Raw genomic sequence first — 15,510 nt, forward strand, 5'->3', positions numbered from 1 at the left:
TAGAAACAAAAATGGCGCAGTTAAATATGCGCCACTTTCTTTTTAACTATAAACACGTTTAGATATTATGAATCACTAACTTCGCGTGCCCAATGATGCTGTTTCGCAACATGTAACTTGCGGTAGCCATCCAATAATGCGGCGTGCTTTTTAAAGCCTTCAAGCGATAAACCTGGGAAAGTTAAGCCGTTAAAGCGTGTACGACCTTCTGCAATCTCAATTGCAAGGGTTACATTATTAGCGCCAAACATCAGTCCTAAGGCGTCTTGGTAGCTTGTATATTCACGTTCGTCATCGTATTTAATTTCTAAAATAGCTTTTAAACAACGGAAATGACGCATCGCGTCTTCATTAACTTGGCCGGTATGTAAAATCCAGTCAACCCAATCAATCGCTTCTTCGCTGCCTGCGGCTAAGCATAAGTGTGCTTTCAGTTCACCAATACGTAGAGTATGCCAAGGCGTATCGGCATCGGTTGCTAAGCCAATGAATTCAGCAGCGCGAATAATATCGCTATGACCAGCTTCTTCTAGGTTTTCGTAAATTTCCATCAGTTGCTCAGTGTCATATTGATCAAGTGATAAGAAAGTTGCGCGGAATTTAGCGCCTTCGTTGTTATTACGCCAAATAAGCTCATCTACCGGATAAATATCAGACATACCAGGCACTAAAATACGACATGCATACACATTTAAGTGGGTGTAATCCATGATGTAGATATCATGGCCCATGCTGTGAATTAAATCAGTACAGAAGTTATATTCTTGCTCAGTTGAACCACTAAAGTCCCAATGTACAAATTCAAAGTCTGCTTCAGAACGGAAAAAGTCATGAGAAATTAAACCGCTTGAATCAATAAAGTGCAGTTCAATGTTTTCAGGTGTGGCTACTTCGTCGTTGTCAAAAGTGGCAGGTTGAAATACGTCTAGTTGATCTAGGCGACGACCTTGCAGTAGCTCAGTTACCGTACGTTCAAGTGCCACTTCAAATGAAGGATGAGCACCAAAAGAGGCAAATACAGAGCCATCTACTGGGTTGATTAGCGTAACACTCATTACAGGGTATTTACCGCCAAGTGAGGCATCTGCAATACGTAAGTGGAAGCCATGGCTACGCAACTCTTCACAGGCTTCATGAATTTTAGGGTATTGTTTTACCACATCTTCAGGCACGATTGGTAAGCTAATACCTTCAGCAATAATGCGATTTTTAATGGCGCGTTCAAATACCTCAGATAACCCCTGTACACGGGCTTCAAATTTAGTATTACCAGCACTCATACCATTAGAAACAAAAATATTACCAATCACGTTCACCGGAATATAAATATCTTGGCCGTCGCGCTGGCGGGTATAAGGCACAGTACAAATACCACGTTCAAAATTACCAGAATTAAAGTCATAAAGGTGTGAGGCAGTTAATTCACGCTCAGGGTCGAAGTAATCCCATAAGCTTTCATCCATAATCCCTTGTGGTACTTGATCTTCTGCTACTTTAAACCACTTTTCGTTCGGGTAATGAGTAAAGTCACCATTGGCAAATTCTTCACCTAAGTAAAAATCAGCAAAAAAGTAGTTACAGCTTAAACGCTCAAAATATTCACCTAGCGCAGAAGCGATAGAGGCTTTATCAGTAGCACCTTTACCGTTAGTAAACATCACACCACAGTCGCTATCTTTTATATGAACTGAATAACAGTTTGCTACAGGGTTAAGCCATAGCGCTTCTTCAATATTAATATTTAGCGCTTTTAGCTTGTTTTGCATGGTAGAGATAGACGATTCTAAATCGCGGTCTTTACCTTTAATAAATGTTTTTTCAGTCATTTTGATCTCAACTAGGTCTGCACAATACATGAACTGTGTATTATCGTGGATTTTGATGTTTATTTCACCCTTTACCCGCTTTTCGTAGCGTTTTTAATAGAACGATTATGAATATATGCTAATAATAGTTTATTGAAAAAGCTAAAGGGTATGTTTATGTTTAAAGTAATCAAACGGTTGCTATTAATTGTTGTGGTTTTAGCGCTTGGGGGGACTGCTATTGTATACGGCGTGTTGACTCTAAGTTTACCTACTCTTGATGGTAAAGGCCGAAGCGATGCGGTAACGCAGCCAGTTAAAGTTGCTCGAGATACGCTTGGCCAAGCTGTTATTACTGCAGTAACTCGCCACGATGCTGCCTATGGCTTAGGTTATGCTCACGGGCAAGACCGCTTTTTTCAAATGGATTTACTTAGACGTAATGCCGCAGGTGAGCTCAGTGAGCTATTTGGTAAAGCCGCGCTCGCTCTTGATAAAAAAATGCGCTTTCATCAATTACGTAAACGTAGCCAAACAATTTTAAAAACTCTCCCCCAAGCCGATAAGCAACTACTAAAAAGCTATGCACAAGGGGTAAACGAAGGACTTGCGCAAGTAGGGTACCCAAGTTTTGAATACCTACTTACAGGGGCTGAGCAACAACCATGGCAAAGCGAAGATAGTCTGTTAGTTATTTTTAGCATGTATTTAGATTTACAAACCGCTACCTTTGAGCGCGACCAAGCTTTAATTCAAATACAGCAGCAATACGGTGCAAAAATGGTTGAATTTTTAACCCAACCAAGCCAATACCAAGCAGCATTAGATGGCAGTATTTTAACACCTTATTCTCAAACTATACCTCAGTTACCAACGCAGCCATTAGCGGCGATTAAAAGCATTACTGCTAATTTAGAAGTAGGCAGTAATAACTGGGCAGTGACCGCAGATCTAACTAATACTCAAGCTGCGATGCTTTCAGATGATATGCACTTATCAATGGCGGTGCCGGTTATTTGGTATCGAGCGCAGCTTAATTACACTCATAACAATCAAGCGTATCAGGTAACCGGTGTTTCGTTACCAGGAGCACCTGCCATTGTGGTTGGCAGTAATAATAAAATTGCATGGGGATTTACTAATGGCTATATAGATACAGCCGACTGGGTTGCACTAACGGATAGCAGTAAAACATGGCAAGTAAATGAAGTGATTACCTTGGATAATGGCAACGATGAAATCTATCCCTTAACGCTAAGTGAGTATGGCCCTGTTAAATACATTAACAATCAGCCTTATGCCCTAAGTTGGGCTGCGCATCAGCCGTATGCCGTTGATATGCAATTGTTACAGCTTGAGCAGGCTGAAACAGTGGATGATGCCCTTAATATTGCAAGTAACGTGGGTATTCCGGTACAAAACTTAATGGTGGTAGATAGTCAAGGCAGTGCAGCTTGGAAACACATGGGCGGTATTCCTGCACGAACAGTACCCAGTGAGTTAGCCATTAATGAAAATGAATATGCAGCAACTTGGCAGCAAAATGAAGTTATTCGCCCGTTTGTTAAAAACCCTGAGAGTGGGCGTCTATGGACAGGGAATTCACGAGTGGTCTCTGCTGAGGATAATGCACGTTTTGGTAATGGCGGCTATGCCCTAGGTGCTCGTGCGACGCAAATACGCGATCGGTTGTTTGAAAAACAGCAGTTTAACGAAGGCGACTTTTACCAATTACAGTTAGACAATCAAGCGCGTTTTTTAACTCCTTGGCATAGCTTATTACTTGAGCAGTTAAAACAGCAGCCAGAACACTATGCAGATTATATCAATGCACTGGATAACTGGCAGCAATGCGCCTGCTCAACCTCCGTTGGTTATACTTTAGTTAAAACGTATCGTGATGAACTAATAAATATTTTATTTAGTAGTATTGAAGCCAGCCTCAATCAGCAGGATGGTACATTAAGTTATGTAAAACGCGATTTGGAGCCCGCTGTTTGGCAGTTAATAAAAGCGCAGCCAGCAAGTTGGGTTAACCCGCAATTTACGAATTGGGAGCAGCAATTACAGGCAGCTTTTGAGCAAACTCTCACGCAGTTAACAGCAAAGTTTGGTAATAACATTCAAAACTGGCAATGGGGTAAAGTAAACGAATTAGCGATTGAACACCCATTTGCTAAACAAATACCTCTATTGAGTAAGCTACTAAATATGCCTACCGCTCCAGGGTTTGGTGATAGCTATATGCCTGCCGTACAAAAAACCAGTTTTGGCGCATCGCAGCGATTTATTGCCCAGCCTGGATATTTAGAAAGTGCCATTTTAACAGTGCCTGGAGGGCAATCAGGGCACCCACTTTCTGAGTTTTATCGAGCCGGTTTTGATGAATATGTAGAAGGAAAGCACACCCCATTGTTACCGCAAACATTCATGCATCAAATTGAAATAGTGCCTATCAACGACTAGCTTTGGATGCAGAGTGAGCTAAATAAGTTGCTATCACGTTTTATAACCATGATTATTAATTATAGGGTTACAACAATGAAAAAATTACTACCGGCATTAATAACGACTTTACTACTAAGCAACTACGCGGCGGCGGATGACAACCCAGTTACAGCTAAGCAACTGAGCGAGCATGTATACGTCCTATACGGACAAGGTGGCAACATTGCAGCCTGCGTAGGGGATGATGGCATATATATCATTGATGATCAGTTTGCCAAACTCTCAGACGATATTAAAAAAACCATTAGCGACTTAAAGCCAGGCAGTGCAGAGTTTGTAATTAACACTCATCATCATGGCGATCACACCGGTGGTAACGAAAACTTTGCTAAAGCCGGAGCCCATGTTATTGCCCACAATAATGTACATAAACGCCTAAAAGAAAAACATGGCGAAGGGTCGGATTACCTACCACGAATTAGTTTTGGTGATGATTTAACACTGCACTTTAATAATGAGCAAGCGCATGTTGTGCATTATCAACATGCCCATACCGATGGCGATGCGGTGATTTTTTTCAATAATGATAATATTGTGCACATGGGAGACATTTATTTTAACTTTGGCAGCCTACCGTTTGTTGATGTAGACAGTGGGGGTAGCGTTGATGGTGTTTTAGCGGCGGTTGATGATGTGATTAATCAGATTGATGATAAAACCCAAGTTATTCCTGGTCATGGCCCGCTAAGTGACCGTTCAGGACTGATCACGTATCGTAAGCTGTTGCAACAAGCGAAAGATGTTATGCTAAAAGCAATGCAAAATGACGCCAGTTTAGAGCAGGTACTTAAAGCAGACCCATTGTCAGAACTTGGTCTTGAATATGCAAATTGGTTACCTAAAGAGCGCGTAACCACACTTTTTTATCGCAGTTTAAAGTAGCGCACAGCGCGAATAAAAACGCATAAACCTAATAAAGCTGAGCATGTGTTCAGCTTTTTTAATTCTTACATGCCCCAAGGAGTTGCGTATGTCGGCAGAAAAAACCCATCTTGAAATTTGTAACTTAACCCGAGAACAATACCCACAAATTAAAACCTTGATGGACGAAGCTTACCCCGACCTAGGCGGCGCATGGCCAAGCCATACTATTTTTAGACTCATCGATCAATTCCCTGAAGGGCAAATAGGTATTGTGGATGATGGCGTGCTGGTGGGTTTAGCGCTGAGTGTACAGGTAGATTATGCGCGTTTTTCAAACCCGCATACCTATGAAGATATTGCCGACGGCCACGACCGCGTATTTAGCGACACCACAGGGGATGCTTTATACGGTTTGGATGTTGCTATTAGTGAGCAATACCGAGGCATGCGTTTAGGGCGTCGTTTATATGATGCGCGAAAAGAATTGTGCCGTCAGTATAACTTACGCGCTATTTTGGCGGGTGGGCGTATTCCGCGTTATTACAATCACAGCAGTGAAATGACCCCGATGGAATACATTGCTAAGGTCGATCAAAAAGAGCTGTATGACCCCATACTCAGTTTTCAATTAGCCAATGACTTTCAGGTTAAACGATTATTGAAAAAATACTTACCTGAAGATCAGGAGTCGGTCGGTTATGCCACATTACTTGAGTGGAATAACATTATGTATGAGCCAACCGACACCGTTATTGAGTCAACTAAATCAATCGTACGGGTAGGGGCTGTGCAATGGCAAATGCGCTGTGTTGAATCGGTTGAAGAAATGCTTAAGCAAGTTGAATACTTTGTTGATACGGTATCTGATTACAAAAGCGATTTTATTTTATTCCCTGAGTTTTTTAATGCGCCACTGATGGGATTAACCGAGCAAAGTAATCAAACCGAGGCAATTCGGTATTTAGCCGAATACACTGAGACCTTTAAAAACGCCATGTCGCGTATGGCGATAGAATACAACGCCAACATTATTACCGGCTCAATGCCGCTTGCCGAAGACGATAAAATATATAACGTTAGTTATTTATGCCATCGCAGCGGTAAAATAGACGAGCAACGTAAAATTCATATTACCCCGCATGAACAAAATGATTGGGTGATCCAAGGCGGTGATAAAATTGCTGTATTCGATACAGATGCAGGCCGTGTAGGTATTCAAATTTGTTATGATGTCGAATTTCCTGAGTTGTCACGTATTTTGGCCACCCAAGGTTTGGATATTTTATTTGTGCCATTTTGGACTGACACTAAAAATAGTTACTTGCGTGTACGCCATTGTGCCCAAGCACGTGCCATTGAAAACGAATGTTATGTGGTTATTGCAGGCTCTGTGGGTAACTTACCTGAAGTAGAAAGCTTAGATGTGCAGTTTTCACAGTCGGCGGTACTAACCCCATCGGACTTTTCATTTCCGCACGATGCCACACTAAATGAAGCCACCACCAATACAGAAATGTTATTATTTAGCGACTTAGATATGGATAAGTTAAAAATTCTTCACAGTGAAGGGACAGTGCGTAACTTAAAAGACCGCCGTCACGATTTGTATGAAGTGATATTGAAAAAGAGAGATATTTAATGGCGTGGATGTATTTAATTATTGCTGGGTTACTTGAGATTGGCTGGCCTATAGGGTTAAAAATTTCTCAAACCCCTGAAACTCGTTGGCAGGGCATCGCGATTGCCATTGCGTTTATGGTCGCGAGCGGCTTTATGTTGTGGTTGGCGCAAAAGCAAATATCTATGGGCACGTCGTACGCAGTATGGACAGGTATTGGTGCCGCTGGTACGTTTTTAGTGGGTATATTATTTTACGGTGATGCCACCACGTTTGGTCGTATTGCTGGTGTGTTAATGATTATTTGCGGTGTGATCACCCTAAAAATTAGTCATTAGTCATTAAAAAACAAGCGCAGGTTGATACCTGCGCTTGTTTAGCTGCTCGGCAGCATTACCAATATCGCGGCCACTGCAATCAATAATAGCCCAGCGCTATCTTGGCGTTTTAGCGGTTGTTTTAACCATAAAACAGCAATTAACATCGTAAAAAATACTTCTATCTGGCCGAGCGTTTTTACATAGGCAACATGCTGCAAGCTCATTGCGCTAAACCAACCTATTGATCCCAAGCAACTAAATATACTCACCGTACAAGTCATGCCCTTATGCTGAAACATAGTTTTAAATGTATCGCGTTCCTTTAAGGCAATATAAATACACAGCATCAGTGTTTGTAAACTAATAACAAGCAATAAAACCCATGCAGGCGCATACGGAAAAGCAATCCCCGAACTCAAGCTGGCTTCTCTGATCCATGACGATGACAACGCAAACGAAGTGCCGCAGGTAAGTCCTATTAATGCTGTTTTTAAGCTAAAGTGTTTCACATTGGCGATACCACTTAATAGCAATACCGCAATTGCACCAATAAACACGCCAAACCAACCAAGTAATGAAAGCGTTGAGCCAAAAAACAGCAACCCGAGTATGGCCGCCATAAGCGCTTCACTTTTAGCTAGGCCGGCGCCTACAGCAAAATTATTCATTTTAAATAATTTAACCATGAGTCCCGTGGCAATAATTTGCACTATGCTGGCACCAATAATGTAGCTAATAAATAAAGGGTTGAATGAAGGAAAGGGAGCATCTTGGTAATAATAAAGCGCATATAAATACAGCCCAGCAATAGGGCTTGCCATAATAAAGCGGGCTAATGTAACGCCAGCAATGCTCACATGAGTGCTTAATTTACTTTGCAGAGCATTGCGCCATGACTGCATAAATGCAGCAAAAATAGTCAGTAAAATCCAAATCATCTTAAACAACATACAATAAGCGGAGGAGTAATTTAGCAGTACTGTGACATGAAAGCGATCATCAAAAAGGCATAATGAATATTCATCACCTGCGACAATTTGCCACAGTGACGCACTGCTTAAATCGGCTATAGTGTCTGGGATGTTACTGCTAGCCGCCAGAACTCAGGTTATTTATATTTGGCGGCTTTTTTCTATTTGCTGTGTTATTTTGAGTTATAAAAAATAACTTGAGAATGATAATGACGACTTTATTGGTTTGCGCCTTAATTGCAGTGATCATGCCTTATGTTGCGAGAATCCCAGCTATTATAGAAATGAATAAGCTCGGTGGTTACGATAATAAACATCCGCGGCAACAACAAACACAACTTACAGGACTCGGAGCACGGGCGCTGGCTGCTCATCAAAACTGTTTTGAATCGTTAGCGGTTTTTGCCGTTGCTTTGGCTGCTGTATTAGGCACAAACAATGTTAATGCCGTAACCGAAACTTTAGCGATGACGCATATTGTAGCGCGTATTTTATTTTGTACTTTTTATTATTTAAACCTCGATATTATTCGCTCGATCACTTGGCTGGTAGGCATGGGAACCGCTATTGGCATGATCGCCGTCAGTTTATAACGAGAATAAGCAAAAACCACAAAGCAAGCAGCCTAAAAGGGTGCTTGCTTTATAGTCTTAAATAACTCAATAGCATTAATGCGATACTTTAATTCGCTCTACCAAATCACTTTTTGCAACTGTACTATTAAGTGCAAAATCAAGTTGTATCAGTACGTTCTGTTGCCCTATTGATGAAGGCGTATATTGCCATTGCATCAGTGCTTTTTTTGCCTCTTTATTAAAGACTGCTTCTGGCTCAGCTTTTACAACAGTAATGTTAGCTGTTTTGCCTGCTGGGGTTATGTCGTATTTTAATACCACTGAACCGCTAATGCCTTGTTCCGCCGCTTGTTTTGGGTAAAGCGGTTCGATTCGCATCACGGGAGCGATAGATGTTTCTTTTTTAGCTGATGCTTCAGGTTGCTTTGCTACTGCTAAGCCACTGAGCAAGCTTGCTGCTATAAGTAACGCGCTTCCTTTTGCTAGGCGCGAATGTGCGCCGTTATGTTTGATATTAGTAAGTCGTTGTAACATGGTTTTTTTATCTCCGTAGTGTGAATAAGCCATCAGACCTGCTGGCGCATTGGCAGCGCAGTTTACTAAGGCTTTGCTGTATAAAATTTGTTGCTGTGTGGTTTTATTACTTAGTACCCGTTCATCACAAGTTAGCTCCTGCAAACGTCTACAGCTTGCGTATGCCATCCAAGCTAAAGGGTTAAACCACATTAAAATTGTAGCCAGTAATAGCAGCGCATTTGTTAGGTTATCTTTGCGTTTTATATGCACATTTTCGTGCTCTAAAATAAGCGCCAATGTGGCTTTATCAAACAGAGTATTGTAGTTGTGTGGTAAAACTAGCTTGCTATTTAGTACCCCAATTACCATAGGTGTTGCCACTTGATGACTAGTAAAGGTTTTTACCCCTGAGCTTATTTCTGCTTGTAAATTTGTTACTTCACAAAGCTGTAGGTTGCTTACAAATCGGCGGTGAATAATCCAAGTGGCGAATAAAAGCAGTGCCGTAATAACTACATAAAATAGCGCCCAGTTAATACTAATAGTGCTTATTAATGGTTGATTTGGAGTAATGATATAATGACTAATTGGACTGTTTTGTAATGGTCTAATTGCATTGGGTAAATTAGCGACAAGCAGCGAGGCTGGTATTAACCACACTAATTTATAAATAAGCTGCGAACCAATTGCTTTTAAGCCAAAGCGCTCAAGTAAAACAAATCCTGCAAACAACAGACTCAATAATAGTTGTTGCTCTATTAGCCAATTAAAGCTTGTTTGAATAATCATGAGAATCCCTTACTTTTGGTTTTTTTCCCAGTCATCTATGACTTTTTTAAGCTCGTTTATATCTTGTTGAGAGAGTTTTTCTGATTTTGCAAAACCACTTACCAACGGAGCTATGCGGCCACTAAAAAAACGCTCAATAAAGTTCTGGCTTTCTTTTTGGGTGTAATCAGCACGATTTATACAGGGGGTGTAAATATATTGGCGGCCTTCTTTTTCGAAGCTAAGCGCTCCTTTTTTAACTAATCGACCTAGTAAGGTTTTAATGGTTTTTTCGTGCCATTGTTTATCATCACTCAAGCGCTCAATAATTTGGCTGGCATTAGCGGGGTAGCTAATCCATAGCGCATCGAGTACTTCAAATTCTGCTTTTGATAATTCGATCATTTTATTGCCTACAAGTGTAATCTTTAATTTAAGACTACACTTGTAATCTATTTTTGCAAGTTTATTTTATATTTTTTAATCGCATTAAAGTGAGGGGGTAGCGTGAGCTTGTTAGCCTAAAATGTCGCTTTTATTAATTTTTATAAACTGGTTTTCAGGTAAATTTAAATGGTCTAACAGTAATTCACTTATTTGTACGCGGTATAAATCAATCACTTTGTAACCACAGTAATGCGCCATTTTACGAATTTGTCGATTAAGTCCTTGTTTTAAAATAATACTAAACTGATTGTCAGTGATTTTAGTCACCTCACACGGCAAGGTCATTTGCTTGTCGACAGGGACGCCTGCAGCCATTTTTTCGCAAAAATCCGCATCTAAAGGTTTATTGACGGTTACTAAATAGCGTTTAGGCTGATGAAAGTCAGGGTGGATCAGCTGGTTACAAAAATCCCCATCATTGGTCAAAATAAGCAATCCGCGTGAGTCTTTATCAAGGCGACCAATAGGGTATACCCGTGTTAGTTGCGGTAAATGATGAATAAGGCTGCTTGGGTCGTGCTGATTGAGTTTACAATCAATTCCTAGAGGTTTGTGATAAGCAAAGTAGACTAAATCGGCCGGGCCTTTAATGGCTTGGCCATTAACAATGACACTGTCGTTTTCGTCCACATGATCAATATGATTTGCGGGGCGATTATTAACCATGACCACACCTTCATCAATCAAACGCGAGGCTTGTTTGCGAGAGCACACGCCGGCATGCGCTATGTACTTTGCGAGTCGAATTTTTGTATCCATGATAGCGCGTAATTAAAAAAATCTGATCGCGATTATAGCAAAGCTGCGTATTGATTACTTGGACAGTTAATTTAACAGTAGGTAGGTTAATATGGGTATTCAATTTTCAGAACTAAAAAAGCATCAGCCATTACAAAAAGTGGTGGTTCATTCACTGGAAATGGCCTTGTATCAAGTGTCTGTTGTCATTAATAATGTTGAATACTATGTACAAGAAAGCGATGGTGAATTTGTAAAGGCGGTCAGCCCATTACATATCCAAAAGCGCTTTGAAGACATTGCCTACGCGCAAATGATGCTTAGGCATACCAGCGCTTATGATGAAATGTGTGGTCAACCGGAAAAAATTTCTAGCAATATGCTTGAAGTTCCCTTTGGACAAAATAACCTGTTTTAACATCAGGTATTTGCTAAAATAGGTCTATTTGGAATAGCCAATGTACCTATTGCAGGCAGAAAATACTGAGCAATTAAACCAAGCACTGCGTGTTAATATGCTTGAGTTTAATGCTCAACACTTCGACGTAGAGCGCCAAGCTCTCGGCTTTAAATATCTCGATAAACAGCATGAATTAGTTGCCGGTATAAGTGGTCATGTATTTGGCAATTGGCTGCTAATAAGTTGGTTGTGGTGTGCTGAATCGGCACGAGGCAAAGGCTTGGCTAACTCGTTATTAACATCACTTGAAAATGCGGCAATTGAAATGGGTGCCGTTCAAGCTCAGCTTGACACCTTAGATTTTCAAGCCAAACCTTTCTATGAAAAGCGTGGTTATCAGGTTAAATATCAACTTAACAATTACCCGCTTAGTGGTACGCGCTACTTTATGGAAAAGCCGCTGGTAGCGGCTAAATAATGCTAGGGTCTAATCCACAAAGGTCAACAGACCCTATGTTATTCTTTTGTGGTTAAAGGCGTGCCATCAAAGCTAATGCCTAAAAACGGTGTTGCTTCTGGTGCTAACATAAACGTACGAATATTCATGTGATCATCGGCATTTGGGTTGTCTAGTACATCTTCACGGTAAAATTTACCAAAACAATCTAAGGTATTTTGTTTACTAAGACCGTTGAGCTTAGCAAATGCAAAAATTTTGCACGAACCATTATTTTCACTCGCAGAGCTTAATAACCCATGGTTATTAAATCCACATGCAGTAAAGTCATAATGTGCTTCAATCACCGCCATTGTGTTGGTAAATTGAATTTTTTTTGGATTGTTTGCTAGTTGCTGTAAAAAGTCTAGTAGTAACATTTTTATCCTTTTAAATATAAAGTTATGAGAATATTAAAAATCGTTGCTAGTAAGCTCTGCATTTAAAAGCTTTCCATCATTAATATAGAAATAACCATCCCAGTATTGTGACGTAAATTCTACTGAATCAAAAAGCTCATAGTAATCACCTAACTGTGCAAGGTTTGCAACAGGATCTTTGTACTTTATATCCGAAAACTCCCAACTATTTCCTTGCTTAAAATAGTCCGCTAATGCCGCGAGTTTTATATTATTAGTAGAGATAGGTTCAAAAAGTTTTAGCTTGGCAATAGAGTCAGCTTCCTCATATAAGAACTCGCTGCATGGAGTAACATTGATATTTTTTTCAGAGGAACTGATTAGTTTTAATGATGTGTTTAAATTTTTATTAAAATTACCATCGGCTTTAGCGGTAAAGCTTTTAATACAGTGCTTATTGAATGCGACTTTGCCTATTAGCTGCCCTTGGGAAAGTCCTATCAGCCTTTGTTCTATTTTTGTGTCTGATGACTTGTAGTATGCGGTTTCAACATTTACAAATTTTTTCTTTAATGCCTTTATTTGTAGAGGCGTTATAGGAGCCGCTGCTTCTACAACCACATCATTATTGAGTTTGATTTTAAGCTCTTTATTTTCCAGTGTGAGCACATTATTAATTTGCATGGGCAATAAATTTAAATGAAACTGATAGCCTACCAATTGATTATTAATGAAATGCAAAGCATGGTTTCTGCCATAAACGCGGATTAATTTGTTTTCGCTTTTGAGCTCCAAGCTGTGTAATCCTAGTATATGAGCTACTTCCTGCGTACTTTGACCAAATTTTGTGCCAAAGAAGAAATTTGGCTTAACTAACTTACTATCAAACTCTTTAAATAAGGGTTTTTTATTTTTAAAAGAAATTGTTATTTTATTTTCTGTTGATTGCAGGATGCCAAATAAGTGCTCTCCTTCAATAAAAACAGCTTTTGACATTGCTTGTTGTTCATTACAGTTTTTAGACGGTGTAAAATAAGCTGTATAATGTAAGTGTCTTTTGTCTGAGCTAGAAAGGTTATTTTGATTAGTTTCTCGTATAATTAGAAACTTTTCTTTAATATGAATCTGGCTATCACTCGATTTCTTTGTGGCATTTTTAAACTTAGATAAAGCTTCGGCTCTTAAGTCTTTTTGTGCTTTTGCTTCGTCATCTGACTTTGATAACGTTATCTCAGTTTTAATGACCAGAGTGTCTGAAGTGTTTTCACAGCTTTTATCTTTTACAAAGTAAGTTGTGGCTTGAGCGCTGCACTGCCAAATGCAAAGAATTAAAAATAAAATAATACGCATAAACTTCCCTATTTATAGTTATTTGAAGCTTAACTCTAACTCATTTTTTTGTTGATTTATATTAAAATTAAATCGCGATAAAAAGTTCATCCCTAATAAGCCTTGGCCGTGGATATTTTCGATACTGAGCACTTCAAAGTCGTAAATTAGTTGCTCACCTACTTTAAAAGACTCAACTTGATAGCGCTTAACTTAAATTTTCCCATTTGCAGTGTTTACTGTTACATCGTTTAAATAAAGGGCCTCGGGGGAAGTTGGCTAATAACATTACTCGAAAGAGAGGTAATACTTGCGCCGGCATCTATCATTAATTTAGCTCGTTACTAATTAAATAATGCGCGCCGTAAGGGGTAAGAGGAGTAAAGCCACCTTGCGATTTAGAGTAGTTAATGCGCTTATAAAGTCGCTTTGCTGGTAATAGACACGAGTACGTACGTATAAAAAATTGCTATTGTTGTTTTGATAATCGAGAGCCAGATTTGGGTTTGTGCGATAATTTCTTGCCAATTTTGTTGCTCACTTAAACTATGAAGTTCGGTTTTTGTTAAATTTCCCAAGCGCACATTTAAAGTGCTTTGATGTTGCTCATTTTACAACGGTTGTAGTTCAAACAGCGCAATGATTGCATTTTGAATTTGCTCATCATTTATTGAATAATCGATCTGTAATATAAGTAATTCTGTATTGTAAGGGTCTTGATTTAATAGTGTGTTTAACAGTGCTTCGCTAAGAACTAGGTTAGCATTTAGCCACGTTTTTAATTGCAAAACCCATGAAGAGTAAATTGTGCGAGCAAGGGCTGAGGAGCGTTGCTTTAGTTGCTGGTAAGTATTAAAAGCCTCGTCAAACTGGTGTTGTCTAAATTGTTGTTTAGCTTTAGCAAGTAGCTCATTTTGAGACGCTTTAAGCGCTTTTACAGATGAGTTTTGGATTTCTTTTTTGCTGACAAAAGCTACTTGTTCTGGCCATAATAGATAAGCATTGAGGCTAAGTTAACCAATTAATAGTAAGGTTATTAACTTGGTATAATGGCTCATCTTAAACTCTTAGTTGTATTTTAGTTTATTGAATAAAGTGCGCTAAGTCATGAATCGTCGTAATTTCAATATCAGCCAGCCCTTTATAGGCATAGGCTTGTGCTTGATTATTTAACCATACAGACTGACAGCCAGCATTGTTAGCACCTTGTACATCGCTATCAAGGCTATCACCTATGTGTAAAATATCACTGTTTTTGATACGTAAATGTGTTGCGGCTTGATCAAATAATGTTGTGTGTGGTTTGGCTTTACCATGGAAGCCAGCTTGTAACACCAGTTCAAACTTACCTTTTAAATTAAATCGCTCAACCTCGACATTACCGTTAGTAATGGCAATCAATTTGTAGTGTTGACTTAGTTTATCAAGCAATATTAGTACGTCTTCACTCACCGTAATATTGCTTCGCTCATCTGAAAATGCTTGATACGCCTTATTTGCATGATGCTCTATTTCATCACCTTTAAAACCTAATTCAGACAATACTAAGCGCAAGGTATGCTTACGCCATTGTGTGACGTCATCAATAAGCTCTGGCTGCTGTAGTGCTGCGAGTTCACGGCATTGCTGCCAAAACTGTGGTCCTTGTTTTTTGTAGCCTGGTAGCGCATTTAAATAATCAATTTGCGCCTGAACGGCTGCGGTTATGATAGGGCGGTTATCGTACAAGGTGTCGTCTAAGTCAAAACTCAGCACAGAAAAAGGAGAAATTGCGCGATTAAATCGGATCATAGTTG

Annotated in this window: 15 protein-coding genes; 7 read left to right on the forward strand and 8 right to left on the reverse strand. The window is 39.7% G+C overall.

Annotation, left to right across the window (positions count from 1 at the left end; translation table 11 throughout):
* Positions 1–65: 65 nt before the first annotated feature.
* Positions 66–1,826 (reverse strand): 30S ribosomal protein S12 methylthiotransferase accessory factor YcaO, encoded by a 1,761-nt coding sequence (ycaO, locus tag FLM47_RS00425; protein ID WP_178954513.1) that lies wholly within the window; start codon positions 1,824–1,826, stop codon positions 66–68.
* Positions 1,827–1,982: 156 nt separating this feature from the next.
* Here ycaO and FLM47_RS00430 point away from each other — a divergent pair, with 156 nt between their 5' ends.
* From FLM47_RS00430 to FLM47_RS00445, 4 genes are all read left to right on the forward strand, one after another.
* On the forward strand, positions 1,983–4,271 hold the full coding sequence (locus tag FLM47_RS00430; protein ID WP_178954515.1) for a penicillin acylase family protein: 2,289 nt from the start codon (positions 1,983–1,985) through the stop codon (positions 4,269–4,271).
* A 75-nt stretch (positions 4,272–4,346) separates the two neighbouring features.
* Positions 4,347–5,195 carry an MBL fold metallo-hydrolase gene (locus FLM47_RS00435; protein WP_178954517.1) on the forward strand — a complete coding sequence of 283 codons (849 nt, stop codon included), beginning with the start codon at positions 4,347–4,349 and terminating at the stop codon, positions 5,193–5,195.
* An 88-nt stretch (positions 5,196–5,283) separates the two neighbouring features.
* Positions 5,284–6,816, forward strand: a complete 1,533-nt coding sequence (locus FLM47_RS00440) for a bifunctional GNAT family N-acetyltransferase/carbon-nitrogen hydrolase family protein (RefSeq protein ID WP_010392609.1) — start codon at positions 5,284–5,286, stop codon at positions 6,814–6,816.
* Complete coding sequence (locus FLM47_RS00445) at positions 6,816–7,133, forward strand: multidrug efflux SMR transporter (RefSeq protein WP_178954519.1); 318 nt, start codon at positions 6,816–6,818, stop codon at positions 7,131–7,133. Before FLM47_RS00440 ends, FLM47_RS00445 begins: the two co-directional genes overlap by 1 nt.
* 38 nt (positions 7,134–7,171) lie before the next feature.
* On the opposite strand, the gene FLM47_RS00450 is transcribed toward FLM47_RS00445, so the two are convergent.
* Entirely contained in the window at positions 7,172–8,053 is an 882-nt protein-coding gene (locus FLM47_RS00450) for a DMT family transporter (protein ID WP_178954521.1), read from the reverse strand.
* A gap of 242 nt (positions 8,054–8,295) precedes the next feature.
* On the opposite strand from FLM47_RS00450, the gene FLM47_RS00455 reads away from it, so the two are divergent.
* On the forward strand, positions 8,296–8,679 hold the full coding sequence (locus FLM47_RS00455) for an MAPEG family protein (protein WP_178954523.1): 384 nt from the start codon (positions 8,296–8,298) through the stop codon (positions 8,677–8,679).
* Positions 8,680–8,754: 75 nt separating this feature from the next.
* On the opposite strand, the gene FLM47_RS00460 is transcribed toward FLM47_RS00455, so the two are convergent.
* The 3 genes from FLM47_RS00460 to FLM47_RS00470 form a co-directional block, all read right to left on the reverse strand.
* A complete protein-coding gene (locus FLM47_RS00460; RefSeq protein WP_178954525.1) occupies positions 8,755–9,966 on the reverse strand; it encodes a TonB family protein in 1,212 nt (403 codons plus the stop codon).
* A gap of 9 nt (positions 9,967–9,975) precedes the next feature.
* A complete protein-coding gene (locus tag FLM47_RS00465) occupies positions 9,976–10,350 on the reverse strand; it encodes a BlaI/MecI/CopY family transcriptional regulator (RefSeq protein WP_054202882.1) in 375 nt (124 codons plus the stop codon).
* A 111-nt stretch (positions 10,351–10,461) separates the two neighbouring features.
* The gene (locus FLM47_RS00470) at positions 10,462–11,151 is read right to left on the reverse strand and encodes a pseudouridine synthase (protein ID WP_178954527.1); all 690 of its coding nucleotides are present in this window, start codon (positions 11,149–11,151) and stop codon (positions 10,462–10,464) included.
* 91 nt (positions 11,152–11,242) lie between these two features.
* Here FLM47_RS00470 and FLM47_RS00475 point away from each other — a divergent pair, with 91 nt between their 5' ends.
* Both FLM47_RS00475 and FLM47_RS00480 read left to right on the forward strand, forming a co-directional pair.
* The gene (locus FLM47_RS00475; RefSeq protein WP_008109023.1) at positions 11,243–11,548 is read left to right on the forward strand and encodes a DUF6482 family protein; all 306 of its coding nucleotides are present in this window, start codon (positions 11,243–11,245) and stop codon (positions 11,546–11,548) included.
* Positions 11,549–11,588: 40 nt separating this feature from the next.
* A complete protein-coding gene (locus tag FLM47_RS00480) occupies positions 11,589–12,008 on the forward strand; it encodes an N-acetyltransferase (RefSeq protein WP_178954529.1) in 420 nt (139 codons plus the stop codon).
* Between the two features lie 38 nt (positions 12,009–12,046).
* On the opposite strand, the gene FLM47_RS00485 is transcribed toward FLM47_RS00480, so the two are convergent.
* The 3 genes from FLM47_RS00485 to FLM47_RS00495 all read right to left on the reverse strand — a co-directional run bounded on the left by FLM47_RS00485 (position 12,047) and on the right by FLM47_RS00495 (position 15,505).
* Positions 12,047–12,406 (reverse strand): HopJ type III effector protein, encoded by a 360-nt coding sequence (locus FLM47_RS00485; RefSeq protein WP_178954530.1) that lies wholly within the window; start codon positions 12,404–12,406, stop codon positions 12,047–12,049.
* A gap of 33 nt (positions 12,407–12,439) precedes the next feature.
* Positions 12,440–13,735: a hypothetical protein gene (locus FLM47_RS00490; protein ID WP_178954532.1), complete on the reverse strand. Its 1,296-nt coding sequence runs from the start codon at positions 13,733–13,735 to the stop codon at positions 12,440–12,442.
* A 1,062-nt stretch (positions 13,736–14,797) separates the two neighbouring features.
* Positions 14,798–15,505, reverse strand: coding sequence for an HAD-IA family hydrolase (locus FLM47_RS00495; RefSeq protein WP_178954534.1), 708 nt, complete (start codon positions 15,503–15,505; stop codon positions 14,798–14,800).
* Between the last annotated feature and the right edge of the window lie 5 nt (positions 15,506–15,510).

It is taken from the genome of Pseudoalteromonas sp. Scap06 (genome assembly GCF_013394165.1).
Lineage (GTDB): Bacteria > Pseudomonadota > Gammaproteobacteria > Enterobacterales > Alteromonadaceae > Pseudoalteromonas.

What these genes read in the sequence shown, in the direction of transcription:
- ycaO (WP_178954513.1), bottom strand. Translation starts at nt 1,826, where the DNA reads ATGACTGAAAAAACATTTATTAAAGGTAAAGACCGCGATTTAGAATCG.
- FLM47_RS00430 (WP_178954515.1), top strand. Translation starts at nt 1,983, where the DNA reads ATGTTTAAAGTAATCAAACGGTTGCTATTAATTGTTGTGGTTTTAGCG.
- FLM47_RS00435 (WP_178954517.1), top strand. Translation starts at nt 4,347, where the DNA reads ATGAAAAAATTACTACCGGCATTAATAACGACTTTACTACTAAGCAAC.
- FLM47_RS00440 (WP_010392609.1), top strand. Translation starts at nt 5,284, where the DNA reads ATGTCGGCAGAAAAAACCCATCTTGAAATTTGTAACTTAACCCGAGAA.
- FLM47_RS00445 (WP_178954519.1), top strand. Translation starts at nt 6,816, where the DNA reads ATGGCGTGGATGTATTTAATTATTGCTGGGTTACTTGAGATTGGCTGG.
- FLM47_RS00450 (WP_178954521.1), bottom strand. Translation starts at nt 8,053, where the DNA reads ATGATTTGGATTTTACTGACTATTTTTGCTGCATTTATGCAGTCATGG.
- FLM47_RS00455 (WP_178954523.1), top strand. Translation starts at nt 8,296, where the DNA reads ATGACGACTTTATTGGTTTGCGCCTTAATTGCAGTGATCATGCCTTAT.
- FLM47_RS00460 (WP_178954525.1), bottom strand. Translation starts at nt 9,966, where the DNA reads ATGATTATTCAAACAAGCTTTAATTGGCTAATAGAGCAACAACTATTA.
- FLM47_RS00465 (WP_054202882.1), bottom strand. Translation starts at nt 10,350, where the DNA reads ATGATCGAATTATCAAAAGCAGAATTTGAAGTACTCGATGCGCTATGG.
- FLM47_RS00470 (WP_178954527.1), bottom strand. Translation starts at nt 11,151, where the DNA reads ATGGATACAAAAATTCGACTCGCAAAGTACATAGCGCATGCCGGCGTG.
- FLM47_RS00475 (WP_008109023.1), top strand. Translation starts at nt 11,243, where the DNA reads ATGGGTATTCAATTTTCAGAACTAAAAAAGCATCAGCCATTACAAAAA.
- FLM47_RS00480 (WP_178954529.1), top strand. Translation starts at nt 11,589, where the DNA reads ATGTACCTATTGCAGGCAGAAAATACTGAGCAATTAAACCAAGCACTG.
- FLM47_RS00485 (WP_178954530.1), bottom strand. Translation starts at nt 12,406, where the DNA reads ATGTTACTACTAGACTTTTTACAGCAACTAGCAAACAATCCAAAAAAA.
- FLM47_RS00490 (WP_178954532.1), bottom strand. Translation starts at nt 13,735, where the DNA reads ATGCGTATTATTTTATTTTTAATTCTTTGCATTTGGCAGTGCAGCGCT.
- FLM47_RS00495 (WP_178954534.1), bottom strand. Translation starts at nt 15,505, where the DNA reads ATGATCCGATTTAATCGCGCAATTTCTCCTTTTTCTGTGCTGAGTTTT.